We start from the raw sequence: 22,123 nt of genomic DNA, 5'->3' as shown, positions 1-22,123 counted from the left end.
AGAGGACGCGATGGCTGAGGACCTGTTGCAACAGATGCTCGACTACAAGGAGATTATCGAGCTGAAGGCGCGGTTCGGCCGATTGGCCGACGTCAAGGACTGGGAAGGCTTCAAGGACGTTTTTAGCGCCGATTGCACCTTCGACCTCGGCATGGGCGAACTGATGCACGGCGGTGCGACTTACGCCTACGCCGTCAGGGACATGCTCGAGGGGGCCATTTCGCTCCACCGCTTCTCGATGCCCGAGATAACCTTCGAAAGCCCGACCGAAGCGAGCGGCATCTGGGTGCTCCACGATTACAACGAATGGCCGTTCGATCCCCAGACCGGCGAACGCTGCGGCTACAACGGCCACGGCCGCGAATACGAGACCTACCGGAAGATCGAGGGCGCCTGGAAGATCACGAGCTGGCGCCTGCGATATGACCGCCTGGATCCCTTGCCGCGCGAGCCGTTGCCCAAGTCCATTCTGGGCGGACCCGACGGCCTGCGCGACGCGGCTTACATCTCTGCGGTGGTCAACCCGCGCGGATCGTGAGGCGCGGCAGAACTTGACACGGCGGCCCCGCGCCGCTTTTGCGCCGCAATTCTTGGCCAGAGGGCCAGCATCGTTTCAGGAGCATATTTTTTGATGGACCGTGCCGCCACTGCCGACCGGATCGCAGCGCTGATCGCGCCGTTCAACAAGAAAGGCGTCCCGATCGACGACACCAGCACTTTCTCCGGCGACCTCGAATTCGACAGCCTGACCGTGATGGATTTCGTCGCCGCGATCGAGGACGAATTCGACATCATCATCAGCATGAACCAGCAGGCCGAGATAGAGACCTACGGCCAGCTTGTGGACGCCGTCGTGAAGCTGCAGGGCTGATCGGCAGATGGGCGACCTGTTCGACAAGTTCCAGCCGATCATCGACCTCCGCGCGGGGCTGCTCGCCTCGGGCGTCGAGGATCCGTTCAGCCTCGTGATGGAAAAGGTGATCTCGCCGACCGTCGCGATCTGCAACGGCCGTGAAACGATCCTCCTCGGCACCTACAACTACATGGGCATGACCTTCGATCCCGACGTGATCGATGCGGGCAAGCAGGCGCTCGACGATTTCGGTTCGGGCACGACGGGCAGCCGTGTGCTCAACGGGACCTATGCCGGGCACAAGGCGGTCGAGCAGGCGCTCTGCGAATTCTACGGCATGGATCACGCCATGGTCTTCTCGACCGGCTACCAGGCCAACCTCGGCATCATTTCCACGGTGGCGGGCAAGGGCGACTACATCGTCCTCGACATCGACAGCCACGCGTCGATCTGGGACGGCTGCAAGCTCGGTGATGCCGAAGTCGTCCCGTTCAAGCACAACGACCTCGAAGCCATGGAAAAGCGCCTCAAGCGCATTCCCGAGGGCGCGGGCAAGCTGGTGATCCTCGAAGGCGTCTATTCGATGATGGGCGATATCGCCCCGCTCAAGGAGATGATCGCCGTCGCCAAGGCCAATGGCGCGATGGTGCTGGTCGACGAGGCCCATTCGATGGGCTTCATCGGTCCCAACGGCCGCGGTGTTGCCGAGGATCAGGGCGTGCTCGACGATGTCGATTTCGTCATCGGCACTTTTTCCAAGAGCGTCGGTACGGTCGGCGGCTTCTGCGTTTCCAACCACCCGAAGTTCGAGATCCTGCGGCTGGTCTGCCGGCCCTACGTCTTCACCGCCTCGCTGCCGCCGAGCGTCGTCGCCACCGCCGCGACCTCGATCCGCAAGCTCATGCATTCGGGCAACAAGCGCGCGCATCTCTGGGAGAATTCGCGCACGCTGCACAAAGGCCTCAAGGACCGCGGCTTTCAGCTCGGCACCGACAGCCCGCAGAGCGCGATCATTTCGGTGATCATGCCCGATCTCGAACGCGGCGCGGCGATGTGGGAAGCGCTCTTGAAGGAGGGCCTCTACGTGAACCTTGCTCGCCCGCCGGCGACGCCTGCGAACATGACGCTGCTGCGCTGCTCGCTCTGCGCCGAGCATTCGGCCGAGCAGGTCCAGACGATCATTGGCATGTTCGAGCGCGCGGGGAAGGCGACCGGGATCATCTGATCGCGCGATTGCCGCACGATCGTCATCAAGTCGTCACGAACGGGCGCCTAGCTATGGGCGATGCTCTTCCGTGACGAATTCGCCGATACTGCGCGCGCCCTGATCGAAACCGGCCGTCGACTCGACCACCGCGGCCTTGCCCCGGCCACCGCGGGCAACTTCTCGGCGCGGCTCTCCGACGGTTCGATCGCGATCACGGTTTCAGGCGCGCACAAAGGGCGCCTCGGCGAGGACGAGATCATGCGCGTGTCGGAAACCGGTGCGGCGCTCGACGGCAAGAAGCCTTCGGCCGAAACCTTGCTGCATTGCCTGATCTACGAGGCCGTTCCCGGCGCAGGCGCCGTGCTTCATACCCATTCGGTGGCGGGCACCGTGCTCAGCCGGGCCTTGCGCGGCACAGAGATCATCGAGCTTGCCGGTTACGAAATGCTCAAAGTCTATCCGGGAGTCAGGACACACGAGGCGAACGTGAGCTTGCCGCTGGTCGACAACAGCCAGGACATGCCGGCGCTCACCGAGCGGCTGCGGCCGCTGCTGGAAACCGATGCGCCGCCTTTGCCGGCGTTCTATATCTGCGGGCACGGCCTCTACGCCTGGGGGCCGACTCTGGCCGCGGCGGAGAACATCGTCGAGGGCAGCGAATTCCTGCTTGCCTGCGAGTGGGAACGGCTGAAAGCGCAAGGAGCCGCATGGTGACGACTCTGACCCTCTACGACGACACGGCGCCCTTCGCGGTACAGGGGACGATCTCCGAACCGGAGGCGATAACCGCGCGGCTCGCGGAGGCGGGTGTCGGCTTCGAGCGGTGGCCGGCGCGGTCTCTGGGCGAGGCTCTGGACGACGATACCATCGTTGCGGCCCATGCAGCGGACATCGAAGCGCTGAAGGCGCGCGGCGGGTACCAGTCGTGCGATGTCGTCCGCCTGACGTCGGAGAATCCGCAGCGCGAGGCGATGCGCGCAAAGTTCCTTGCCGAGCATGTTCACGACGATGACGAGGTGCGCTTCTTCGTCGAAGGATCGGGCATGTTCTACATACGTGCGGGCAGGCAGGTGCTGGCGCTCGAATGCGCGGCGGGGGATCTCATCGTCCTGCCCGCCGGGCTGCGTCATTGGTTCGACACGGGCGCGCAGCCGCGCTTCACCGCGATCCGGCTTTTCACCACGCCCGAGGGCTGGGTGGCGCGGTTCACCGGCGACACGATCGCTGCGGCGATTCCGCTGTACGAAGGTGCGGCGTGACGCCCAGAGCCATCGTCACCGACATCGAAGGCACCACCTCGAGCATCGCTTTCGTTCACGAGGTGCTGTTCCCCTATTCACGCGCACGCCTAGCGACATTCGTCGCGGAGCATCCTGACGAGGTTGCACCGATCCTCGCGGCGGTGCGCCTCGAAGGCGACCGGGCGGATCTCGATACCGATAGGTGCGTCGCGCTGCTGCTCGAATGGCACGATGCCGACAGCAAAGTCGGGCCGCTCAAGGAACTCCAGGGACTGATCTGGGCCAAGGGCTACGCCTCGGGCGCGCTCAAGGGCCATATCTACGACGATGCTGCCGCGGCGCTATGGCGCTGGCACGCGGCCGGCATCGCGCTCTACGTCTATTCCTCGGGTTCGGTCGCGGCGCAGAAGCTGCTGTTCGGCCATACTGCGCAGGGCGACCTTACCGGGCTGTTCAGCGGCTACTTCGATACGGCCGTCGGGGGGAAGAGGGAGGCCGCCTCCTATCGCGCGATCGCCGAAGCTATCGGCGTGTCGGCGGGCGAGATCCTGTTCCTGTCGGACGTGGCCGAGGAACTCGTCGCGGCGCAGGGTGCGGGCTTCAGCGTGCTGCTGGTGGCGCGAGACGGCGCGGTCGAGAATCCTTTCCCGACGGTTGCCAGCCTCGAGGGAGTGGTATGAAAAACGCCGCCGGCCATGAGGCCGACGGCGGTTCGTTTGCCGGTTAGCGGCTTCAGGCGGTCGCGAGGGTCGCCTTGCGGCGGCGCAGCGAGGCGCCGATTCCGCCGATGCCGAGGATCATCAGGCCCCAGGTCGCGGGCTCGGGCACGGCGGCCGAGATGTCGCTGCCCGAGAAGCTGAACGAGGGGTCGTTGGCGTTGAAGCCGGACAGCGTCTTGGTCAGCTTCGTACCGTCGGAGAAGCCGACTTCGATGACTGCGCCTTCGAGCAGGCTGCGATAGTTCTCGTTCGCGCCGCCGGCCTTGTCAAAGTCCACGGCGAAGCGATAGCCGTCGCCGGGATTGAAGCCGGTGAGGCCCAGCTGGAAGCCGGGCGTGCCGATGTTGTCCTGCGTGTTCGGCGTCGGGTAGATGACCTGGTTCGAAATACCCGGCGAAGTGGCGTTGGGCGAACCCTGGAACGAAGTCAGGCGGTCGACGTAGGACGTGCCGTTGAAGGTCAGCTTGAACGAGGTCAGCATCGCGGTCAGCGCATCGGCGCTGTTCGGCGCGCCGGTGTGCGTCGACGTGTTCGACAGCAGAAAATAGGGCGTGTCGTTGCTGGGGGTCGAGCTGCTGCCGCTGCCCGAGATCGTGAGATTGTACATGACGGTCGCAGCCGTTGCCGGCGTGGCGGCCAGCATGGCGGTGCCCAGAAGCACCGTAGCCAGTTTCTTGTTCATTGGTTTCCCTTGGAAAGTAGGCCCGTTCCCGCGAGCCTCTTTGCGTCCCGAGCCGCCCCGCTAGCGGCGCATGCGCAAACCGCTAGCGAGAAAACGCGATTGTCTCGGTTCTGGACGCAATAGGCGCGAGACGTGAACGCGCGCTCGCTGGACAGCGGGGTTGAACCGGGCCGCCGCCGCCGCTACATCGCAAAGCGCGGACCGGGCCCCTCTGGCGATCATTCCAGCGATGATCGTGATGTCGGACCGCATCGAGCCGAGCTCGGTGCGTCCTGAGGCCCATTCCTCCAGCACCCCCGTCCTCGGCCCGATCGGCACAGCTTCGCTGATGTGAAGGGACGAACGTGGAAGGCTTACTGACGCTATTTTCCGAGCCGGCCGTATGGGCCGCCTTGCTGACACTGGTCGTGATGGAGATCGTGCTCGGCATCGACAACCTGATCTTCATCTCGATCCTGTCGAACAAATTGCCGGAAGCGCAACGGCAGAAGGCGCGGCGTACCGGCATCGCGCTGGCGCTGATCATGCGGCTCGCGCTGCTCTCGACGATCGCCTGGCTGGTCGGGCTGACCGCTCCGGTCTTCGACCTCGGCCTGCGCGGCGAGGGCTTCGAGACGCAGTTCTCGTGGCGCGACCTGATCCTCATTGCCGGCGGCCTGTTCCTAGTCTGGAAGGCCACGAAGGAGATACATCACAACGTCGATCCCGCGCCCGCCGGCGACGTCTTCGATACCGGCGGCAAGGTGGCTATGAACTTCGGAGCGGCGATCGTGCAGATACTGCTGCTCGACATCGTCTTCTCGATCGATTCGATCCTGACCGCGGTGGGCATGACCGACCACCTGCCGATCATGGTGGTCGCGGTGATCGTGGCTGTGGCGGTGATGCTGGTTGCGGCCGATCCGCTAGCCAATTTCATCAACGAGAACCCGACCGTGGTTATGCTGGCGCTGGGCTTCCTGCTGATGATCGGCGCGGTGCTGATCGCCGACGGTTTCGGCGTGCATGTGCCCAAGGGCTATATCTACACGGCGATGGCCTTCTCGGCCGGTGTCGAGAGTCTCAACATCTGGTCGCGTCGGCGCAGGCTGAAGGCGAATCAGGCCGCATCGAGTCTTTCGAGCAGCTCGAAGTAGCGGGCCATCCGCTCACGGATCACGGCTTCTTCAAGGCCGGCGTCGCCGAGCGAGTACCTGAACTCGCCGTGCTTGTGCATGGCATTGGCCGCGTTCCAGGCGAGTATGCGCTCGCGCGAGGACGGGGTCAGCGCCATGCCGGCATGGGCGTAGATCCGCTCGATTGTCGCGGGCAGCGCGCCGACGATGTCCTGGAATCGCAGGTCGAGGATCGGGATCTCGGGATGCGCGGCGCGGTTGGCGAGGTGGGCTTCCATCGCGCGGTAATTGCCTTCGACGATCATCGCATTGTCGACCTCGGGGCTGCCGTAGGCCGTACGGAAGCAGCGCAGCAGCTTGCACATCGAGGCCAGTGTCTCGACCGGCGAGCGATTGGCGACGACGAAGCGGACATTCGGGAACACTTCGCGGATCGCCGCCTCGTGACCGTTGTAGTTGGGCGACTTGAGCAGCCAGGGCCGCCCGGGCACGGCGAGACCCTGCCACTGCAGGTATTTGAGCACGTCGCGCAGGAAGGCGAAGAAGATGCTGCGCGGCTTGTCTGCGAGCCACTGCGCGTAGCTCGGCATCTCGGCATAGCCGATGAACGAGGGCGCGACGAAGCAGCCCTCGCTGAGCGGCCCCTCTTCCTCGGGCTCGAGCGCGGAGAAGTGGTGGCCGAGCTTGGTCTCGGGCGAGCGCTCGTCGTACCAGCGGCAGAAGGCATCGGCCTCAGCGATACGCGCGTCGACGGGCTCACCCGGTGTGCCGCTGACCGAGGCCCAGTTGAAATTCTGCCAGAAAGTCAGGAAATTGAAATCGCCCGAGGCGGCGAGGACCTTCTGCAGCTTGGTCGTGCCCGACCGCGCCACGCCCATGATGACCAGCGGCCCGGCGATCTCCTGTTCGGCGATTTCGGGATGCGCCAGGAAATCGCGCTTCATCCGCAGGCGGTTGACCAGAAGTCGCAGGAACTTGGCCTCGTAGGCGCGGGCACCCTCGGCATCGAGCTTCGCCTCAGTATTAAGTGCGCGGACGAGCACGGTCAGCGGTTCGACCACTTCCTCGTCGACGAGCTCGATATCCGCGATCTCGCGCGAGCGGGCCAAGAGCTGCTCGGCGGTCGGCGACAGCGGATGCGGGTTCACCGGCCGATCCTCGGCCAGCGCACCGCAGTGGTCTTCAGCGGCCCCATTTCATAGACCGGCACGATCCCCGGTCGCGCGGCGATGATGTCGGGGATGCGGTTGAACAGGTTACCTGCCGTGGCATGGGCCGAATCCAGCCGCTCTACCCGCGTGCGGTTGCGCGGGGTGCCGTCGACTTCCCAGAACATGTGCTCGACGTCGCCGGGCAGGAACATGCGCTGATCGATCAGGCCGGTGCCGGTCACGCCCTCGGCCGTGGTCGTCTCGCAGCGGAAGCGCACGCCCATGACCAGGCCGGGCTCGAACCAGCCCTCGGGCACGAATTTGGTCTTCACCGGCACGTCGTAGACCACCGGCTCGATCGTCGCGGTGGATTCAAGCACCGTGTAGCCTAGCGCGCGCAGCACCATCTCGGGGATAGTCTTCTTGGCCAGTGCGGCGGCGTTGCGGGCGATGCCGCGCTCGTGGAAGGTCTCGACCGGCAGGCTGATGCAGTATTGCCTGATCTGTTCGATCGAATTGCACTGACCCTCGGGGTCGGTGAGGCTGGCGATGTGGATCGACCTGATCTCGGTGCAGGGGCCGGCGGTCAGGATTCCCGCCCATATCCGCGACATGTCCCAGATGCCGCAGCCGGTGAAGGTCACGCCGTTGCACTGGGCCAGCGCTTCGATCTCGGCGGCAAGTTCGGGATCGTTACTTTGCGGCAGGTAGGACTGGACGCCGTGGCAGGCCACGTTGAGCCCTGCGCCCATCAGCCGGCGGTAGGCGGGCATGTTGGCGCTTAGCAGATCGCGGTGCGTGACCACGCCGATGTCGGCGTCGAGGCCGGCATAGTCACCGCTCTCGCTGTCCTGGATGACGACGCCGAGATCGCGGCCGAGCCCGATCACGCGACCGAGGTCATGCCCGACCTTGGGCCCGGCGCGGTTGAACGCAGCGACGATCGGCCAGCCGCGGTCGGCGGCGAGGCGTGCAATCATCATGCCGTACTGGCCGATGCCATAGATCGCGATCCGCGGGGGGTGTGCCATTCCTGCTCCGTTTCACGTTTTGCGGCGGGCTTAGGGATGCGCGGCGCTCCGTTCAAACCATGTGACACGAAAGGTCCGGTTGAGGGCCCCTATCTCTAGAACATCGGCCTGCGATGTTCTGCCTGCCATGCCTCTGTGCTAAAAGGTGCATACGAAAACGCCCTGGGGGAATCGGCATGGATCCGACAACGGAACTGCCGCGCAAGACGCGCGAGCTGCACAATCATCATATGGACTCGACGATCTGGAACGATTTCACGTTCCGGGACGACGACGTCTTCATCGCGACCTATGCCAAGTCCGGCACGACCTGGACGCAGCAGATCGTCGGGCAGATTATGCACGGACCCGATCCGACCCTACCCGTGTCGGACCTGTCGCCATGGGTCGACCTGCGCGTACCGCCCAGGCATATCAAGCTGCCCGAGCTCGAGGCGCAGACCGCCCGGCGTTTCCTCAAGACGCACCTTCCCGTCGACGCGCTGCGCTTCTCGGCCAAGGCCAAGTACATCTTCGTCGGTCGCGACGGGCGCGACGTCATATGGTCGATGTACAACCATCACGCCAATGCCAACGCCAGATGGTACGAGATTCTGAACGATACGCCCGGCCTCGTCGGTCCAAAGATCGATCCGCCCAATCCCGATATCTGCTCCTATTTCCGGGAGTGGCTCGATCGCGATGGCTTTCCGTTCTGGGCCTTCTGGGAAAACGTCCGCTCATGGTGGGAAATCCGCCACCTGCCTAACGTAATGATGCTCCATTTCGCCGAGCTCAAGCGCGACATGGGAGGCAAGATGCGCGAGATCGCCGATTTCCTCGAGGTCTCGGTGCCGGCGGACCACTGGCCCGAGATCGAGAACTTGTGCAGCTTCGAATGGATGAAGACCAACGCCGATCACGTCACGCCCCTCGGCGGTATAATCTTCGAAGGCGGCGGGGCGACCTTCATCAACAAGGGCATCAATGGCCGCTGGCAGGACGTGCTGCCCGCCGCGGACAGCGCAACCTACGAAGCCAGGGCCCGGGCCGAGCTTGGCGAGGAGTGCGCTGCATGGCTGGGGCAGCGCTAGACTTCAGTCATCCTTCGCGCGGAATTTCTCGTGGCAGCCCTTGCAGGCGGCACCGAGCGGCGGGACCGCGCCGCGCACCGCGGCGAGATCGCCCGACTGCGCGGCGCTATTGAGCGCGGTCGCGGCGTCGGTCAGCTTGGCCGCGGCCAGGCCGAAGCCGTCCGGGTCCTTCCACACTGCTTCCAGCGCATGCGTCTTTACCCCATCCTGCGGGCCCGAGCCGGCGGGGAACCAAGTCTTCACCTGCGAAGCGTAATTGTTGATCGTCGTCGCGCTCTCCTTGACCTTCGCGACGTCGGGCGCGTCCTTCTTGAGCTCTTCGCCGAGCGCCTTGAAGCTCTTGCCGATCTGTTCGAAATTCTCGTGCCGTTCGTGCGCGGCCTTGGCGCCGGGGGTCTGCGGACCGCCGCAGGCCGCCAGCGCGAGACTGGCGAACGGCGCGAGCAGGATCAGAGGCTTCATAGCGATGGGTCTCCTAGTGACGGGACGCGAAACGGCTGGGTAGTGGACGGTGTTCCCGTCAGGCGAGCTGCTTGGGCCGGCGCGGAACCGGCGGGCGGTGATAGGATACGTCGGTCCGGTCGCGCGCCGCCTGGCAGGGTTCCTCGGGCGTATAGGGCGGCGGCAGGTCGGCGCCCATCATGCTGGCGGGCACGTCGAACTTGCCTTCGATGATGCAGACGCGGTTGGCGATCTTCCAAACGGGGCCGTTTGGTCCGGGGCGCTTCTGGAAGTGGTCGATATAGCGACCGGTCGACATGAAGTTGGTCGGCCCACCGGTGACGCCGCTGAACAGGTAGTAGGTCTCGCAATAGGCGTCGTCGCCCTGGAGGTCGCACGAATGGTTGAGCAGGCCGTGCTGGCTCGACTGGAACGACAGCGTCGACTGGTCGGCCCAGTCGATGAAGTCGCTCGGGTGGCCGACGTAGTTGCCGTGATCCTCGATCGCGTCTTCCCAGTAGCAGGACATGACGAGCCCCTTGTCGAGCCGATCGAGCCCGCGGCCGTACTTCTGCATGACACGCCAGATCTCGCTCCGGTCGACGAGCTCGCGCAGCTTGCGGTCCAGTTCGGCTTCCATTTGGTTCTCCCGTCTCCGATTCAGCCGGGAGCCTAACCTCAGGCCTTGAGGAATTCCAGCACGTCGGGCGCGATCAGCGGCCAGCGTTCGAAGCGGCCGCGGCGCGCGGCGACGTCGTTGGGGAAAGTGGAGACGTAGTTCCATTCCTGGTCGCCCCAGGGCGGGTCCCTGAAGGTGCAGTTGGGCAACAGACGCGCGACCCATTCGGAGGTCGCGCGGGTATGGGCCATGTCGCTCTTGCCGCTGCGGAAGGCGAGCACGGGCATGGTCAGCTTGGCGAAATCCGCTTCGCTGATTCCTGGCATCGGCGTGTCTTCGCGATAGTTGAAGGCCTTGGCCCATTTTTCCATGACTGCGATATATTCGTCCGGGTCCTGGCGTAGCAGGATCTCGCGGATGCGCGGGTTGCGGGCGATCTGGTCGGCCCAGCTGGGCAGCTCCGCCACGGCTTCCATGCCGCCCTTCGAACAGGCGGCGACCTGGTCTCCGCAATAGAACCAGGCAAGCCCGGCGAGGCCGATCGGCCCGCCCGAGAGCCACCAGACCGCGATCTTCCTGACGTTCTGCGGCATGCGGATGCCCGCCATCAGCGAGATGCGCGATCCCGCCGAGCCGCCGACCAGCGTGATGTCCTTGAGCTCCAGCGCCTCGATCAGGCCGACCGCGGCATTGGCGTTCATCACCGACTCGGTCGGCGCGTCGAAACCGATGTCGGAGGCGCCGCAGCCCGGGCGGTCCCACAGCAGCACGCGGTAGCCGTTGTCGGCGAAGATGCGGCCGAGCTCGGGCACACCGGCGGTGTCGCGCGGATAGCGCCCGCCCGGCGTCAGCATCAGCGGCGGCGCGCCTTCGTCGCCGATCAGTTCGTAGTCGAGCTCAAGCCCATCGACCTCGATGCGCGCCATTGCAGTCTCTCCCTTGGATTCGTTGAATTCAGGCCATCGCGTCCGCGGCTTCCGCGGGAGCTTCGCTCTCCCAGCGGCCGAGACCGTAGTCGCCCTTGATCGTCGTGCGGTACATCAGCCGCTCGTCCTCGGGGCGGTTGCCCGAGACGGCGTGGAGCATGCGGGTGTTGTCCCAGATGACCATGTCGGTCGGACGCCACTTGTGGTGGTACGAGCACTTGCCGGCAAAGCCATTGATCGCCTGGCAGACTTCCTCGAGCAGCGCATCGCCCTCGGCATCCTCATGGCCGAGCAGACCCTCGGCCATGTAGGACGAGACGTGGAGCACCTTTTCGCCCGTGGGCCGCGTCCAGACCGCCGGGTGGATCGCGCGCGACATCGCGGCCGCCTGGGCGCGGAAGGCATCGGACGAGGGCTTTGGCTCGATCTCGCGGTATTGTGCCGGTCGGCCGAACTTGAGGTGAGTGTAGTGGGTCGACAGCGTGTAGACGACTTCGCTGCCCTCGATCCGCTCGCGCAGTTCGGCGGGAAAGGCCTGGTAGAGTGCCACGCCGTCCATGAAGCCGGTGATGCCGCCCTCCTCGACGATCGTCACCGCGCGCAGCACGCCGGCGCGGTTTAGCTCGTCGTTGTAGCAATGGTCGAAATGCCAGGGCAGCCAGTGCGAGACGCGCTTGCCGTCGACTTCGACGATCCCGCCCGAATTGGGCTTGGTGTGCAGCTCGATCACGCCGGGCAAGCGCTCGCTGTCGACGCGGGCGAGCGATTTGACCGGATGCTCCTTCAGCGGACCGAAGATCGTCGACAGCGCGACCTGCATCTCGTCCGACTGCTCGACATCCTCGAAGACGATCATGCCGTGCTGCCAGAACAGCGCCTCGATCTCGTCACGGATCGCAGGGTCGGCCGTCTGGTCGCGGGTAAGGCCGCCGATGCGGACACCGAACGGCAGGCCTTCCTGCAGTGGTCGAACATCAGTCAAGGACATGGAACTCTCCAGACTTGCCAGAACCGTATTACAATGTAATATATCTTGTCGAATAGTAACATTGCAGGGATGGGCATGGCGGTCAAGCGGAGTTCCAGCGCCTCGCGCGTGCTCAAGGTGTTCGAGCATTGCGCCGCGCACCAGCCGATCGGCGTCTCGGCGCTCGCCCGCGATCTCGGCGCGGACAAGAGCGCTGTCCAGCGCGACCTGATGACCCTGGCGGACGCCGGCTGGATTCGCGTCGCCGTGGGCATGCCGGGGCAATGGGAACTTACCCCGCACGTCCTGACCCTGGCCCGCCCGCCGCACAGCACCGATAGCCTGCGCCAGCGCGCGCGGCCCGCGCTCGAGCGGCTGCGCGGCGAAACCGGCGAGACCGCCTATCTGACCGTGCCCGACGGCGACCAGTTCGTCGTGCTCGACGCGCTCGAAAGCGAGCACCTGCTGCGCATGGTCCAGCCGGTCGGCATGGTCGTGCGCGTCCACGGCACGGCGACGGCGCGGGCGATCTTGCCGCATTTGTCCGAGGCGGAGCAGGAGAGGCTGCTGGGGACGCCGGTGACGGCCGCCCTGCGCGAGGAATTCCACGCGACGCGGGCGCGCGGCTATGCGGTCAACGACGGCGATATCGAGCCCAGCGCGGTGGCCATGGCCGCTGCGATCGTCTCGCGCCAGGGCGTGCCCGCCGGGGCGCTGGTGCTGACCGGGCCGGTCGAGCGGCTGCCGCCCTCGCGGCGCGACGAGGTAGGCAAGCGGCTGCGGCGTGAAGCGGAGGCCCTGACGCAGGCCGTCGGGTAGATTGCGATCGGGTAAAACCCCGAGAATTCAGGCAACCTTCATCGGGGTTAGTGCGTAGTACTCTCGTAAAGTTCCTGATTCGCAGGACATCGGGAGAAGCTCCCATGAAACATCCAATCGGCGCGGCGCTTCTGGCCGCAACTGCCGTCTTCACGCTCTCGGGCTGCATGGGCGATGACTATGGCTATGGCGGCGGCGTCAGCCTCGGCTATGGCAGCGGTTATTATGGCGGCGACCCCTATTGGGGTTGGAACGACGGCTACTACTATCCTGGCTCGGGCTATTACATCTACGATCGCGGTGGGCGTCGTTACAGCTGGAACGACAACCAGCGCCGCTATTGGGAAGGCCGCCGCGGCAGCCGCTCGGGCAGCGAGAACTGGAGCGGCTTCCGGGGCAATGGCAACAATGCCGGCGATAGCAACTGGCAGCAACGCCGCGAAGCCTGGCGATCGCAGAACCAGGGCCTGACCGACGAGCAACGGCAGGCCCGGCGCGAGGCCTGGCAGTCGCGGCGTCAGCAATCGCAGGATCTTACCGACGATCAGCGTCAGCAGCGGCGCGAGGCTTGGCAGGCGCAGCGTCAGTCGCAGGGCCTGACGTCATCGCCGACCGGCGATCCTGCCGGCCGCGGAAATCGCGGCGGGCGCGGAGGCTGGCGGCGCGGCGAGAATTGACGGTTAGGCCGTCGCGGTGATCGGCGGGGCGTGTGCGCATTTCGCGCTCGTCTCGCTGCCTGTGCCGCTGAGCATGATGATCGCGACGAAGCCACCGACCACCGCCACGGCGAAAGCAGCCGTGGCGAGGCCGAGGTACTTGTCGATAAAGGCCTTGATTGGTGCGCCGAACAGGCGAAACAGCACGCCGACGATCATGAAGCTGATCGAGCGAGAGACGACGCTCGCGGCGATGAAGGTCAGCAGCGGCATGCCGATGAAGCCGGCGGTGATCGTCAGCAGCTTGAACGGGATCGGCGTCGCGCCCTTGATCATGATAATCTCGGCGCCGTACTCGCGAAGATAGCAGGCCGCTTGGGGGAAGCTCTTGGTCAGGCCCAGCAGCGCCAGCATCTGCACGCCGATGCTTTCGTAGACGAAATGGCCGATGGCATAGCCGAGCAGGCCGCCGATCACCGAAGCCAGGGTCGCGATCATCGCATAGCGGATCGCCTTCTTCGGCTCGGCCAGGCACATCAGGCCAAGCAACGGGTGCGGCGGGATCGGGAAGAAGCTCGCTTCGACGAAAGCGAAGAAGGCCAGCCACCACTGCGCATGGCGATGCGCGGCCTTGTCCATGGTCCAGTTGTACAGGCTGCGCAGCATGCTCGGTTCCCCTCGGGCGATTGCGCTGCTTAGACGGGCGCGATTCCACGGGCAATAACCAAATCGGTTATTTCGACTTGACATCGTCACGCTCATTGCTTGCATAACGGAACATCGAGATGGTGCGAGTCGCCGGGAAGGCGACGCGCCATCGCGTTTTTCTCATTGGCCGGAGCAACGAATGCCTTCGGCGAAACCGCTTGGGCGGGGCAATAAGCGTGTGCGCCGTCGCGAGCAGCGTCGGCCCGGCGCGGGCCATGCCGCCGCGGGCGCAGTGACGCAGAACTGGCGCAGCGATTTCTCGCCAAGCTCGCCGAAACCTCTAACGTCCGCCAGGCTGCCGACTAAGCGATCGCCACGTCGAGCGTGATGTCGCCGGCAGCGAGTGCTTCGAAGATCGGTTCGGCAAGGCAGACGAGCCGCAGACCGCCCAGGACGAACTTCTCGGTGACGCCAAAGCGACGCGAGACATCGGTCGGCGTTTTGTTTTCGGTCTCGATGACGTCCTGGAACGCGCGGCAGGCATCTGCCAGGTTCATCGCGAGGCGGATGAAGTTCTCGGCGAGGCTGATTTCGATGGCGTTCCTAGCGTCGGCGAGGACAAGGACCGGCAGGACGTATTCATCTTCGAAGGCGCCCTTCTTGCGCGCTACCGGCATGCCTTTCAGGTTCTGGATGACGCCGTATTCGGCGATGTTGGCCTCGAGCTGCGCGTCGGCTTCGGGATAACGGGTCGGCGCACGTTGCTGGGCGACTTGGTCAGCCGCGTGGCCGGAACGAGGATCGGTTGCTGGTTCATTGATGGTCTCCGGAATGCAGCGCCGACCTGACCACCAGGTCGCTTGCCGCATCCGCTCCACCGCTTACTTTTCTCCTGCCCGAATTTCGGTGAGCGGCTGGCTCAGATCAAATAACTGGGCCATCGAGAGGCACGAGACATCACGCCAGCGAGCGGAGTCGTTCGGCACCACGATAGTTGATTGGTTTGCGATCAGGCTGCTTTGGCAGATGCTGCGAGGGCAGCTATGCGGTCACTGCAGACGACTTGGACAATGCGGCCCAGCTCCTCGACGTGCTCGCCGAGCCAGGTGAGTTCCTCTGCGCTGATGCGGTAGTGTTTGGAGTACCGCGCCTTCACATAGGCGTCCTTCAGTTTCTCAAACATGGCCCGCTCCTTGCGCGTGTCGCGCGGCCAGGCGTCGACGAGACGAAGGTCTAATCGTTCGGCCTGAGTCCGCAGGAAGGCAAGGTTATGATTGTGCGGGGTGTAAAACGTGCAGACAAGCAGGACGCAATGGTAGAGACTTTCGGCAGTTTGGTGCAACTCGAACGCGGTTTCCTTCGAATGCCCTTTCTCAAGGCCAAATCGTGCGAAATCGTAGCGACGCATCGCCGCCGGAAACCACTCCTGAAAATATTCCTGCGCCATAAGAAGGTTGGCTTCCGGAGTTTTCGGCTTCGGCTGGGGCAGAGGTTTGTCATCGGCCTCGAACAGCGCAATGCCGTCGCGGGCGAGGTCCATGAAGAAGAAGCGGCCATGCGCTAACGCGTCATTTACCTGCTGTAGGGAGTGGACCACAAAGTTCACCGGGGTTCGGAGATGGCCGGCGAGCTTCTCTTCGTTCAGCCGCTGCTCGGCCTTCGTCCAGTGTGCTGCCCGGTCAGTCAGTTCCTTCTGGTTGACGATAACCAGCAAATCGAAATCCGAGACGTAGCCTTTGGCGGTGTGCGGCTCGTCGACCCAACTGCCGCGGGCGTGGCTGCCGTAAAGGATGATCTTTGTGATGCGACCGCGCGTGCGGCGCCCGGTCGCATTTTCCTGAGCGGCGGAGAATTCCTCGAACAGGACCTGCACGACATGCTCGAGCTCTCGCTGCTTGGCTGGCGGCAGATGGTCGAGATCGGTGCGCATGAGAAGCGGTCCTAGCAAATGTGGTCGGGATGAACAGTCCACGCGGCTGGGAGGCCCTGGAGAGTCCCAACTTTCACGACGGATTTGGATCGAATCAGGCGTGCGGACGGATCGACATTTGCATCCCCGAGCTTGGATCTCCCTTGCATCCTGTTCTGTGTTATTGGCACTCGACCGCAACGAGGCTGCCGGGCGGCTGTCTCCGCTGCTAACGGCAAGATGATGAGCAAGGACGCAGTTCAGAATTCCGGTGACCTCATATCAGTGACCGCCGCGCGCAGGTTTCTGATTCAAGGCCATGTCCAAGCGATGTTCTTCCGGGAATGCACCGTGACCAAGGCACGCGAAATGGGCGTCATGGGCTTGGGTGGGAAATCGGCGTGATGGTCGCGTAGAGGTCCATGCGATCGGCGACAAAAGCATGCTCGATCAGTTTGCAAAGCATCTTCACAAGGGGTAGCCCTCATCCATCGTTGAGAGCGTCCAATCCGAGGCTGCAGAAATCGAACCGATCAAAGGTTTCACACGACGCCAAACGGGCTGATCCGACGAGCAAGGTGTGGTCAGTTTGTTCGACGTCGGGGACTGATCGGAATACGACGCTAAGCGGCCCCTCGTTCAGGTAGAGCGTCGTGTTGTCGCGGGTAATATCGACCTCAGGATTATAGACCATCGAGCTCCAGTCGAGCACGCCGGGCACTTGCCAGCACGTGTCCCCGGTGCCGTTGCCGGCGATCTCATGACGGTGGCGACCAGTTCGTGATCCCAGATGCCGCCATAGCTGGGGCTGGTCGCGGCACGAAGCTCGGCTCGGCCCTTTCCCGTCTCCAAAAGCTTCACCTGCTCGCCGCGGTGCGAGAGGAGGCCATGGAGCATGGTGATGCCGGCGAGCGGCGCGGGCAGCGCCCTCACGGCTTGTCGCAATCGATGCAACGGCGGTCGGCAACAGCCCGGAGGCGCACGTGGCCGCGGTCGGGTTCGGCGATGATGTGCCGGTGTCTTCGATCATCGCGCTGCGCGGCATAACCTTGCGGCCGCCCTCGCCGGTCCATCCGCAGGTCTCCTTCCTGGCCGGCGGCGCGATCGAGTAGGGCTGGACGCGGCGGGCGCGGGGGGCCTGGTCCTGGCCGGACGGGGTCGACGCGCCGCTGCACAGCAATCCGAGCGCTATCTGGTGAAGCTGGGCGATCCGGCTGCTCCGCTGGCGGTCTGGGAACTTGGCGAGCCACGCCTCGTCCTGCCGCCGGAAACGCTCGCCGCGCTGCCGGGCGGCCGATCAAGGTCCGTCAGCAGGGCAGCTACGCGCTGTCAGAGCCGCTTTTTCTCCACATGCTAGACTGATCGGGACCCGTAATGAGCGATCCATTCCTGTTCGATACCGCCAGCCCGCGCTTCGGCCTTCCGCTTCTTTTCCCGGGCCAGACCCCAAAGGAAGCCTTTCAACGAAGCCCACGCCCTGGCCGACGCGTTGCTGCATCCTGCCATTGACAGCGAGGCGACCTCGCCGCCGCCGACACCCGTCGACGGTGAAAGCTGGCTGGTCGCCAGCGCAGCCACGGGGGACTGGGCGGGGCAGGATGGCAAGCTGGCCTGCCGCCAATCCGGCAACTGGCTGTTCGTCGCTCCCCGCGACGGCATGCGCCTGCTCGATCGTTCGATGGGACAGGAGCGTCGCTTTTTTCGGGACCTGGAAAATTGCCGGGGAACCCGTGGAACCAACCGGTGGATCGATCGTTGATGCCGAGGCTCGCGTAGCAATTTTGCAACTTATAGTTGCTCTTAAAGTGGCCGGGATTTATCCCGAAAGTGCATAAGGGGAATGAATGTGAGGGAACTGCCGAACGCCAGTCTGGCCGGGGTGGAATGTCACTTCTCACGTCCAACCCTCCGGAATCGCGGCTTTTATGCAACAGCGATCAGTTTTGCACACTTGCGTGAGCAGGTTTATCGCAGTAGACACGACGCTACTCGGTGGCTCCAGTCTCTATAATAGGGGAATAATAATGCGGAAACTCGTCATTGGGATGGCGCTGGCTACTACGGCCCTCGCCACACCGGCTTTTGCACGCGACGGTTCTTGGTATGTCGAAGCCGATGGTGGCGCGATGATCGTCGAAGACCTTAATTTCGACATCGGAACAACCAACAACGCCAGCAACTTTGATCTTTCCACCGGCTATGACTTCGGTGGCGTGATCGGTTATGACTTCGGCATGTTCCGTCTCGAAACCGAGGCGAGCTATCGTCGTGCCAACGAAGGCGATGAATATCGCGTCGGCACTGTCACCTATCCCGGTAGCCGCATCGATGGCGGCACCAGCGCTCTCAGCTTCATGCTGAACGGCCTGCTCGACTTCGGTCCCGACGATGGCCTTCAGGGCTTCATCGGCGGCGGCGTGGGCGTCGCTCGCGTCAAGGTTCAGGCCGGTAACCCGGGGCCCTCGACCGGCATCGGTGCGGCGATCAACGACACCGACAGTGGCTTCGCCTGGCAGGCTCTGGCCGGCGTTCGCGCGCCGCTGAGCGATCATGTCGACGTGGGCCTGAAGTATCGCTTCTTCAACGCCAGCAATGTCGACGTGGTGAACAACGCCGGCGCGCCGGTGAGCACGCGGTTCCGGTCGCACTCGCTTCTCGCGAGCCTGACCTACAACTTCGGTGGTGAAGCTCCGCCGCCGCCGCCGCCGCCGCCTCCCCCGCCGCCGCCGCCGCCGCCTCCCCCGCCGCCGCCGCCTCCGCCGGTGTGCAACAAGGGTCCGTACATCGTGTTCTTCGACTGGGATAAGTCGGACATCACGCCTGAGGCTGCGACCATCCTCGACAGCGCGATCAGCGCCTATGCCAACTGCGATCGCGTTCCGATCATGCTGGCCGGCTATGCTGACCGTTCGGGTACGCCGAAGTACAACCTCGGCCTGTCCGAGCGTCGTAATACCTCGGTCCGCTCGTACCTCACCGCCCGGGGCATCCCCGACGGTGCGATCACGGGTCAGGCCTTCGGTGAAACCAACCCGCGCGTCCCGACTGCGGACGGTGTGCGCGAGCTGCAGAACCGTCGCGTCGAGATCACCTACGGTCCGGGTTCGGGCATGTAATCTCGACGGTCCCGCCGGATGGCCTGGTGCCGTCCGGAACCGGATCGGCAAGAATTGGGGGTCGGAGCAATCCGGCCCCTTTTTCTTTGCCTGTGGTTTTCTACGGCGGTCCTCTTTCGCTTGGCCTGCGACGGGCACATGCTAGTTTCCGCGCGGTTGTCGCGGAGAATCAAGATGCTGACCAAAGGTTCCTTCCCCCTTCTGATCGTCGGCGCATTTGCGTCCACGGTCGGGCTTGCTCCCGCGGCGGCAGCCAACAAGAGCATCGTCGGCACGGGGGTCTTGCTCGACGGCAGCGGGGCAACGCGGGGCCAGGTTACTCTGGCCGAGCGCGGTGACGGCATGGTCCTCAAACTCACGGTTCACGGCTTACCGAAGGGGCAGCATGGCGTTCACCTGCACATGGTCGGAAGCTGCAATGCGCCCGATTTCGTCAGTGCCGGCGGACATCTCAATCCGCATGGGAAGATGCACGGCAGCCTCAACCCCCAGGGCAGCCATCTCGGCGACTTGCCCAACCTGACCGTCGGAAGCGGCGGAAGCGGCTCGTTGACCGCGCGGCTGGCGGGCACGAAGGCCGAACTCTGGCAGGTGCTGTTCGACGGTGACGGCACTTCGCTCGTCGTTCACGCGAATGGGGACGACTACCGCACCGATCCCAGCGGCAATAGCGGCGGGCGCATTGCCTGCGCCGCGATCACGCGTATCCGCTAAGCTCTCCAGCACCCGGCGCTGTGCGAGTTGCGCGGCGCAACTCGCGTTCCGCCACGGCCAGCGCGGCAAGGCCGAATGGCACGACGACCAGCAGCACGAGCAATCCATCGCCGAGACTGCCGAGCAGGGATGAGAACTTCCCAGCCGAATAGGGCCCGAGCGCGAGTCCGAGCAGCGTCGAGCCGAGCACGAAGCCTGCTGTGGCAATACCCCTTACGCGCGGCGCCACGGCATTGACTACCGCGCCCGATGAGCCGCCTAGCGTTCCCGAAAAGAAAATCCAGCCGATGAAGTTCAGCGCATAGAACGCCCCCCGCGAAGTCGCGGTGAACATCAGCGCATAGAGCAGTGCCGAGCCGACTGCGGTTCCGGCGATCACCCAAACGCGCCGATAGTTGCGCTCGGTTCCGGCGAGGCGATCGGCCAGCGCACCTGCGCCGACGACGCCGATGATCCCGCCGAGCGTTCCCGCTCCGCCAAGCATGAACCCGGCTTCGCGCGGGTTCGCGCCCAGGACCTCGATCGCATAGAGCGGCGCGAATGCGGTCATCGCGTAACCGACTATGGTGACGAGGCCGTAGCCGAGTGTAACACCGACCAGTGCGCGCGAGCGGCAGACGGCATCGAAGGTTGGCCTGTCGCTGAGCCGCAGGTTCTGGCCCCAGGAGAACACCGCATAGCAGCCGAGCGCGAAGGCGGCCCACTGGACGAGATCGCCGGTCAGGTGGGCCATCCCCCAGACCAGCAGGCAGGCTATCGCCGCGCCCAGGGCGTTGATTGCGAGGGCATTTGTGCCGTGCCGGGCTGCGGCGAAAAGAGTGAACGGTGGAAGCACGCCTTCGAGCGAGCGCATGAAATCGGCGAGCGGCTTGGCTGCCGCTACATCTGCTTCGGCCTCCGGCGGGTCGAAACGGCCGCGCGGCGGTTCGCGCAGGGTCGTCACCAGCAGTGCCAGCAATAGCCCTGGGACACCCACCGCGAGGAAGGCGACCTGCCAGCCGACTAGCCCGAATGGCGCCTGGCCGACAGCGAAGTGGGCGTTCCAGTCGGCGGCGATCTTGCTGCCGAAAGCCAGCGAGATACCGCCGCCCAGATAGAGCCCCGCCGAATAGACCGACAGCGCCAGCGCGCGACGATGCGGCGGGAAATAGTCGCTGACCAACGAATAAGCGCAGGGGCTGGCGGTGGCTTCACCCACCCCGACGCCGATGCGCGCTGCGCCGAGCTGCGCGAAATTGCGTGCGAAACCCGACATGGCGGTCATCGCAGACCAGAGCGCCAGCCCGACCGTCAGCAACCGCACGCGCGACCAGTGATCGGCCAGCTTGCCGAGCGGGATGCCGAACACAGCGTAGAACACGCCGAAGGCGGTGCCGTAGAGAAAGCCGAAATCGCTGTCGCTGATGCCGAGGTCGCGCTTCAGGTCGGGGGCGAGGATAGTGATCAGCTGGCGGTCGATGAAGTTCAGCGCATAGACCAGCATCAGCACGCCGAGGACGTAGTTGCGATAGCCGCTGTCGGTCTCCGCCTCAGCTGGCCGCATAGGTCAGCCCGTCGTCGAGCCCGGCGTCGGCGAAGCCCGCGCGGCGCAGTCGGCAGCTGTCGCAGAGCCCGCAGGGCAGGCCACCGGGCTGCGGATCGTAGCACGACCAGCTCATCGCCGGATCGAGCCCGAGCCGGTGCGCCTCGCGCGCGATTTCGGCCTTGCCGAGGAATTGCAGCGGTGCATGGATGGCGAAGCGTTCGCCTTCTGCTCCGGCCTTGGTGGCGAGATCGGCCAGGTCGGCAAAGCCTGCGATGAATTCGGGGCGGCAGTCGGGATAGCCCGAATAGTCGAGCGCGTTGACCCCGATGAAGATATCGCGTGAGGACAGGGCTTCGGCCCAGGCGAGTGTCAGCGACAGAAAGACGAGGTTGCGCGCCGGCACATAGGTAACCGGGATCGCACTTTCATCCACGCCCTGTTTGGGCACCGAGATATCGTCGGTCAACGCAGACCCGCCAAATTGCCGGAGATCGAGCGGCAGGACCACGTGACGCACCGCGTCCACGGCATTCGCGACGACGCGGGCGGCCTGGAGCTCGACGCGGTGGCGCTGGTTGTAGTCGATCGTCAGCGCGTTGATGCGATAGCCGGCTTCGCGCGCCAGGCCGGCGACGACCATCGAATCCAGGCCGCCCGACAGCAGCACCACGGCCTCGCGGCCTTCTCCAAGGGGAAGCGACGACATCGTCA

At 64.6% G+C, this 22,123-nt stretch carries 28 protein-coding genes and 1 pseudogene; 16 read left to right on the top strand and 13 right to left on the bottom strand.

What is annotated here, in order from left to right; translation table 11 throughout:
• Positions 1-10 precede the first annotated feature (10 nt).
• The 6 genes from KRR38_RS19910 to mtnC all read left to right on the top strand — a co-directional run bounded on the left by KRR38_RS19910 (position 11) and on the right by mtnC (position 3,981).
• On the top strand, positions 11-538 hold the full coding sequence (locus KRR38_RS19910) for a nuclear transport factor 2 family protein (RefSeq protein WP_217404817.1): 528 nt from the start codon (positions 11-13) through the stop codon (positions 536-538).
• Positions 539-631: 93 nt separating this feature from the next.
• The gene (locus KRR38_RS19905; RefSeq protein ID WP_217404815.1) at positions 632-871 is read left to right on the top strand and encodes an acyl carrier protein; all 240 of its coding nucleotides are present in this window, start codon (positions 632-634) and stop codon (positions 869-871) included.
• 7 nt (positions 872-878) lie between these two features.
• The gene (locus KRR38_RS19900; protein ID WP_217404813.1) at positions 879-2,078 is read left to right on the top strand and encodes an aminotransferase class I/II-fold pyridoxal phosphate-dependent enzyme; all 1,200 of its coding nucleotides are present in this window, start codon (positions 879-881) and stop codon (positions 2,076-2,078) included.
• Positions 2,079-2,138: 60 nt separating this feature from the next.
• Positions 2,139-2,774: a methylthioribulose 1-phosphate dehydratase gene (locus KRR38_RS19895; protein ID WP_217404811.1), complete on the top strand. Its 636-nt coding sequence runs from the start codon at positions 2,139-2,141 to the stop codon at positions 2,772-2,774.
• On the top strand, positions 2,768-3,319 hold the full coding sequence (locus tag KRR38_RS19890) for an acireductone dioxygenase (protein WP_254514888.1): 552 nt from the start codon (positions 2,768-2,770) through the stop codon (positions 3,317-3,319). The genes KRR38_RS19895 and KRR38_RS19890 overlap by 7 nt, the downstream gene beginning before the upstream one ends.
• Positions 3,316-3,981 (top strand): acireductone synthase, encoded by a 666-nt coding sequence (gene mtnC, locus KRR38_RS19885; protein ID WP_217404807.1) that lies wholly within the window; start codon positions 3,316-3,318, stop codon positions 3,979-3,981. The genes KRR38_RS19890 and mtnC overlap by 4 nt, the downstream gene beginning before the upstream one ends.
• Positions 3,982-4,033: 52 nt before the next feature.
• Here mtnC and KRR38_RS19880 read toward each other — a convergent pair whose 3' ends face one another.
• Positions 4,034-4,702: a PEPxxWA-CTERM sorting domain-containing protein gene (locus KRR38_RS19880; RefSeq protein ID WP_254514887.1), complete on the bottom strand. Its 669-nt coding sequence runs from the start codon at positions 4,700-4,702 to the stop codon at positions 4,034-4,036.
• Between the two features lie 160 nt (positions 4,703-4,862).
• Here KRR38_RS19880 and KRR38_RS19875 point away from each other — a divergent pair, with 160 nt between their 5' ends.
• Together KRR38_RS19875 and KRR38_RS19870 are read left to right on the top strand one after the other, a co-directional pair.
• Entirely contained in the window at positions 4,863-5,036 is a 174-nt protein-coding gene (locus tag KRR38_RS19875) for a hypothetical protein (protein ID WP_217404805.1), read from the top strand.
• Positions 5,037-5,046: 10 nt separating this feature from the next.
• Positions 5,047-5,838, top strand: a complete 792-nt coding sequence (locus KRR38_RS19870; RefSeq protein ID WP_217404803.1) for a TerC family protein — start codon at positions 5,047-5,049, stop codon at positions 5,836-5,838.
• Here the strand turns inward: KRR38_RS19870 and KRR38_RS19865 are convergent.
• Both KRR38_RS19865 and KRR38_RS19860 read right to left on the bottom strand, forming a co-directional pair.
• On the bottom strand, positions 5,802-6,965 hold the full coding sequence (locus KRR38_RS19865) for a sulfotransferase (protein ID WP_217404801.1): 1,164 nt from the start codon (positions 6,963-6,965) through the stop codon (positions 5,802-5,804). The genes KRR38_RS19870 and KRR38_RS19865 overlap by 37 nt on opposite strands.
• The gene (locus tag KRR38_RS19860; RefSeq protein ID WP_217404799.1) at positions 6,962-7,999 is read right to left on the bottom strand and encodes a hypothetical protein; all 1,038 of its coding nucleotides are present in this window, start codon (positions 7,997-7,999) and stop codon (positions 6,962-6,964) included. The genes KRR38_RS19865 and KRR38_RS19860 overlap by 4 nt, the downstream gene beginning before the upstream one ends.
• 176 nt (positions 8,000-8,175) lie before the next feature.
• On the opposite strand from KRR38_RS19860, the gene KRR38_RS19855 reads away from it, so the two are divergent.
• The gene (locus KRR38_RS19855) at positions 8,176-9,072 is read left to right on the top strand and encodes a sulfotransferase domain-containing protein (RefSeq protein ID WP_217404797.1); all 897 of its coding nucleotides are present in this window, start codon (positions 8,176-8,178) and stop codon (positions 9,070-9,072) included.
• Positions 9,073-9,075: 3 nt separating this feature from the next.
• On the opposite strand, the gene KRR38_RS19850 is transcribed toward KRR38_RS19855, so the two are convergent.
• From KRR38_RS19850 to KRR38_RS19835, 4 genes are read right to left on the bottom strand one after another with little or no spacing between them, the layout of a single operon-like run.
• Entirely contained in the window at positions 9,076-9,534 is a 459-nt protein-coding gene (locus KRR38_RS19850) for a cytochrome c (RefSeq protein ID WP_217404795.1), read from the bottom strand.
• A 58-nt stretch (positions 9,535-9,592) separates the two neighbouring features.
• Complete coding sequence (locus tag KRR38_RS19845; protein WP_217404793.1) at positions 9,593-10,153, bottom strand: nuclear transport factor 2 family protein; 561 nt, start codon at positions 10,151-10,153, stop codon at positions 9,593-9,595.
• Between the two features lie 38 nt (positions 10,154-10,191).
• Positions 10,192-11,058: an alpha/beta fold hydrolase gene (locus KRR38_RS19840; protein WP_217404791.1), complete on the bottom strand. Its 867-nt coding sequence runs from the start codon at positions 11,056-11,058 to the stop codon at positions 10,192-10,194.
• 28 nt (positions 11,059-11,086) lie between these two features.
• Positions 11,087-12,046: a TauD/TfdA family dioxygenase gene (locus KRR38_RS19835; protein WP_217404789.1), complete on the bottom strand. Its 960-nt coding sequence runs from the start codon at positions 12,044-12,046 to the stop codon at positions 11,087-11,089.
• Between the two features lie 75 nt (positions 12,047-12,121).
• Between KRR38_RS19835 and KRR38_RS19830 the strand changes: the two genes are divergently transcribed.
• Together KRR38_RS19830 and KRR38_RS36300 are read left to right on the top strand one after the other, a co-directional pair.
• Positions 12,122-12,844: an IclR family transcriptional regulator gene (locus KRR38_RS19830; protein ID WP_217404787.1), complete on the top strand. Its 723-nt coding sequence runs from the start codon at positions 12,122-12,124 to the stop codon at positions 12,842-12,844.
• Between the two features lie 104 nt (positions 12,845-12,948).
• Entirely contained in the window at positions 12,949-13,521 is a 573-nt protein-coding gene (locus KRR38_RS36300; protein ID WP_254514886.1) for a hypothetical protein, read from the top strand.
• A gap of 3 nt (positions 13,522-13,524) precedes the next feature.
• On the opposite strand, the gene KRR38_RS19820 is transcribed toward KRR38_RS36300, so the two are convergent.
• The 3 genes from KRR38_RS19820 to KRR38_RS19810 form a co-directional block, all read right to left on the bottom strand.
• The gene (locus KRR38_RS19820; protein WP_217404785.1) at positions 13,525-14,166 is read right to left on the bottom strand and encodes a YqaA family protein; all 642 of its coding nucleotides are present in this window, start codon (positions 14,164-14,166) and stop codon (positions 13,525-13,527) included.
• Positions 14,167-14,510: 344 nt separating this feature from the next.
• Positions 14,511-15,017, bottom strand: coding sequence for a ParB/RepB/Spo0J family partition protein (locus KRR38_RS19815; protein WP_217404783.1), 507 nt, complete (start codon positions 15,015-15,017; stop codon positions 14,511-14,513).
• Between the two features lie 140 nt (positions 15,018-15,157).
• Positions 15,158-16,078: a HEPN domain-containing protein gene (locus KRR38_RS19810; protein ID WP_217404781.1), complete on the bottom strand. Its 921-nt coding sequence runs from the start codon at positions 16,076-16,078 to the stop codon at positions 15,158-15,160.
• A 222-nt stretch (positions 16,079-16,300) separates the two neighbouring features.
• On the opposite strand from KRR38_RS19810, the gene KRR38_RS19805 reads away from it, so the two are divergent.
• A complete protein-coding gene (locus KRR38_RS19805) occupies positions 16,301-16,462 on the top strand; it encodes an acylphosphatase (RefSeq protein ID WP_217407537.1) in 162 nt (53 codons plus the stop codon).
• 229 nt (positions 16,463-16,691) lie between these two features.
• On the opposite strand, the pseudogene KRR38_RS36295 reads toward KRR38_RS19805, so the two are convergent.
• A pseudogene (locus tag KRR38_RS36295) lies at positions 16,692-16,990 on the bottom strand (DUF932 domain-containing protein); the annotation flags it as partial.
• A gap of 50 nt (positions 16,991-17,040) precedes the next feature.
• Between KRR38_RS36295 and KRR38_RS37090 the strand changes: the two are divergent.
• The 4 genes from KRR38_RS37090 to KRR38_RS19780 all read left to right on the top strand — a co-directional run bounded on the left by KRR38_RS37090 (position 17,041) and on the right by KRR38_RS19780 (position 19,887).
• On the top strand, positions 17,041-17,169 hold the full coding sequence (locus KRR38_RS37090; RefSeq protein WP_256449493.1) for a hypothetical protein: 129 nt from the start codon (positions 17,041-17,043) through the stop codon (positions 17,167-17,169).
• A gap of 377 nt (positions 17,170-17,546) precedes the next feature.
• Positions 17,547-17,816, top strand: a complete 270-nt coding sequence (locus KRR38_RS36290; RefSeq protein WP_254514885.1) for a DUF2793 domain-containing protein — start codon at positions 17,547-17,549, stop codon at positions 17,814-17,816.
• Positions 17,817-18,081: 265 nt separating this feature from the next.
• Positions 18,082-19,173, top strand: a complete 1,092-nt coding sequence (locus tag KRR38_RS19785) for an OmpA family protein (protein WP_217404777.1) — start codon at positions 18,082-18,084, stop codon at positions 19,171-19,173.
• Positions 19,174-19,347: 174 nt separating this feature from the next.
• On the top strand, positions 19,348-19,887 hold the full coding sequence (locus tag KRR38_RS19780; protein ID WP_217404775.1) for a superoxide dismutase family protein: 540 nt from the start codon (positions 19,348-19,350) through the stop codon (positions 19,885-19,887).
• Here KRR38_RS19780 and KRR38_RS19775 read toward each other — a convergent pair.
• The gene (locus KRR38_RS19775) at positions 19,871-21,430 is read right to left on the bottom strand and encodes an MFS transporter (RefSeq protein ID WP_217404773.1); all 1,560 of its coding nucleotides are present in this window, start codon (positions 21,428-21,430) and stop codon (positions 19,871-19,873) included. The genes KRR38_RS19780 and KRR38_RS19775 overlap by 17 nt on opposite strands.
• On the bottom strand, positions 21,417-22,118 hold the full coding sequence (gene queC / locus KRR38_RS19770; protein WP_217404771.1) for a 7-cyano-7-deazaguanine synthase QueC: 702 nt from the start codon (positions 22,116-22,118) through the stop codon (positions 21,417-21,419). The genes KRR38_RS19775 and queC overlap by 14 nt, the downstream gene beginning before the upstream one ends.
• Positions 22,119-22,123: the final 5 nt, after the last annotated feature.

The sequence above is a fragment of the Novosphingobium sp. G106 genome, from assembly GCF_019075875.1.
Taxonomy (GTDB): Bacteria; Pseudomonadota; Alphaproteobacteria; order Sphingomonadales; family Sphingomonadaceae; genus Novosphingobium.
Note: the sequence above shows the minus strand (reverse complement) of the source record. Positions and strands in the feature narration are given on the sequence as shown.

Coding starts and splice junctions, on each gene's coding strand:
- KRR38_RS19910 (WP_217404817.1), top strand. CDS start 11: ATGGCTGAGGACCTGTTGCAACAGATGCTCGACTACAAGGAGATTATC.
- KRR38_RS19905 (WP_217404815.1), top strand. CDS start 632: ATGGACCGTGCCGCCACTGCCGACCGGATCGCAGCGCTGATCGCGCCG.
- KRR38_RS19900 (WP_217404813.1), top strand. CDS start 879: ATGGGCGACCTGTTCGACAAGTTCCAGCCGATCATCGACCTCCGCGCG.
- KRR38_RS19895 (WP_217404811.1), top strand. CDS start 2,139: ATGCTCTTCCGTGACGAATTCGCCGATACTGCGCGCGCCCTGATCGAA.
- KRR38_RS19890 (WP_254514888.1), top strand. CDS start 2,768: ATGGTGACGACTCTGACCCTCTACGACGACACGGCGCCCTTCGCGGTA.
- KRR38_RS19880 (WP_254514887.1), bottom strand. CDS start 4,702: ATGAACAAGAAACTGGCTACGGTGCTTCTGGGCACCGCCATGCTGGCC.
- KRR38_RS19860 (WP_217404799.1), bottom strand. CDS start 7,999: ATGGCACACCCCCCGCGGATCGCGATCTATGGCATCGGCCAGTACGGC.
- KRR38_RS19855 (WP_217404797.1), top strand. CDS start 8,176: ATGGATCCGACAACGGAACTGCCGCGCAAGACGCGCGAGCTGCACAAT.
- KRR38_RS19850 (WP_217404795.1), bottom strand. CDS start 9,534: ATGAAGCCTCTGATCCTGCTCGCGCCGTTCGCCAGTCTCGCGCTGGCG.
- KRR38_RS19845 (WP_217404793.1), bottom strand. CDS start 10,153: ATGGAAGCCGAACTGGACCGCAAGCTGCGCGAGCTCGTCGACCGGAGC.
- KRR38_RS19840 (WP_217404791.1), bottom strand. CDS start 11,058: ATGGCGCGCATCGAGGTCGATGGGCTTGAGCTCGACTACGAACTGATC.
- KRR38_RS19835 (WP_217404789.1), bottom strand. CDS start 12,046: ATGTCCTTGACTGATGTTCGACCACTGCAGGAAGGCCTGCCGTTCGGT.
- KRR38_RS19830 (WP_217404787.1), top strand. CDS start 12,122: ATGGCGGTCAAGCGGAGTTCCAGCGCCTCGCGCGTGCTCAAGGTGTTC.
- KRR38_RS36300 (WP_254514886.1), top strand. CDS start 12,949: ATGAAACATCCAATCGGCGCGGCGCTTCTGGCCGCAACTGCCGTCTTC.
- KRR38_RS19820 (WP_217404785.1), bottom strand. CDS start 14,166: ATGCTGCGCAGCCTGTACAACTGGACCATGGACAAGGCCGCGCATCGC.
- KRR38_RS19815 (WP_217404783.1), bottom strand. CDS start 15,017: ATGCGGCAAGCGACCTGGTGGTCAGGTCGGCGCTGCATTCCGGAGACC.
- KRR38_RS19810 (WP_217404781.1), bottom strand. CDS start 16,078: ATGCGCACCGATCTCGACCATCTGCCGCCAGCCAAGCAGCGAGAGCTC.
- KRR38_RS19805 (WP_217407537.1), top strand. CDS start 16,301: ATGAGCAAGGACGCAGTTCAGAATTCCGGTGACCTCATATCAGTGACC.
- KRR38_RS19785 (WP_217404777.1), top strand. CDS start 18,082: ATGCGGAAACTCGTCATTGGGATGGCGCTGGCTACTACGGCCCTCGCC.
- KRR38_RS19780 (WP_217404775.1), top strand. CDS start 19,348: ATGCTGACCAAAGGTTCCTTCCCCCTTCTGATCGTCGGCGCATTTGCG.
- KRR38_RS19775 (WP_217404773.1), bottom strand. CDS start 21,430: ATGCGGCCAGCTGAGGCGGAGACCGACAGCGGCTATCGCAACTACGTC.
- queC (WP_217404771.1), bottom strand. CDS start 22,118: ATGTCGTCGCTTCCCCTTGGAGAAGGCCGCGAGGCCGTGGTGCTGCTG.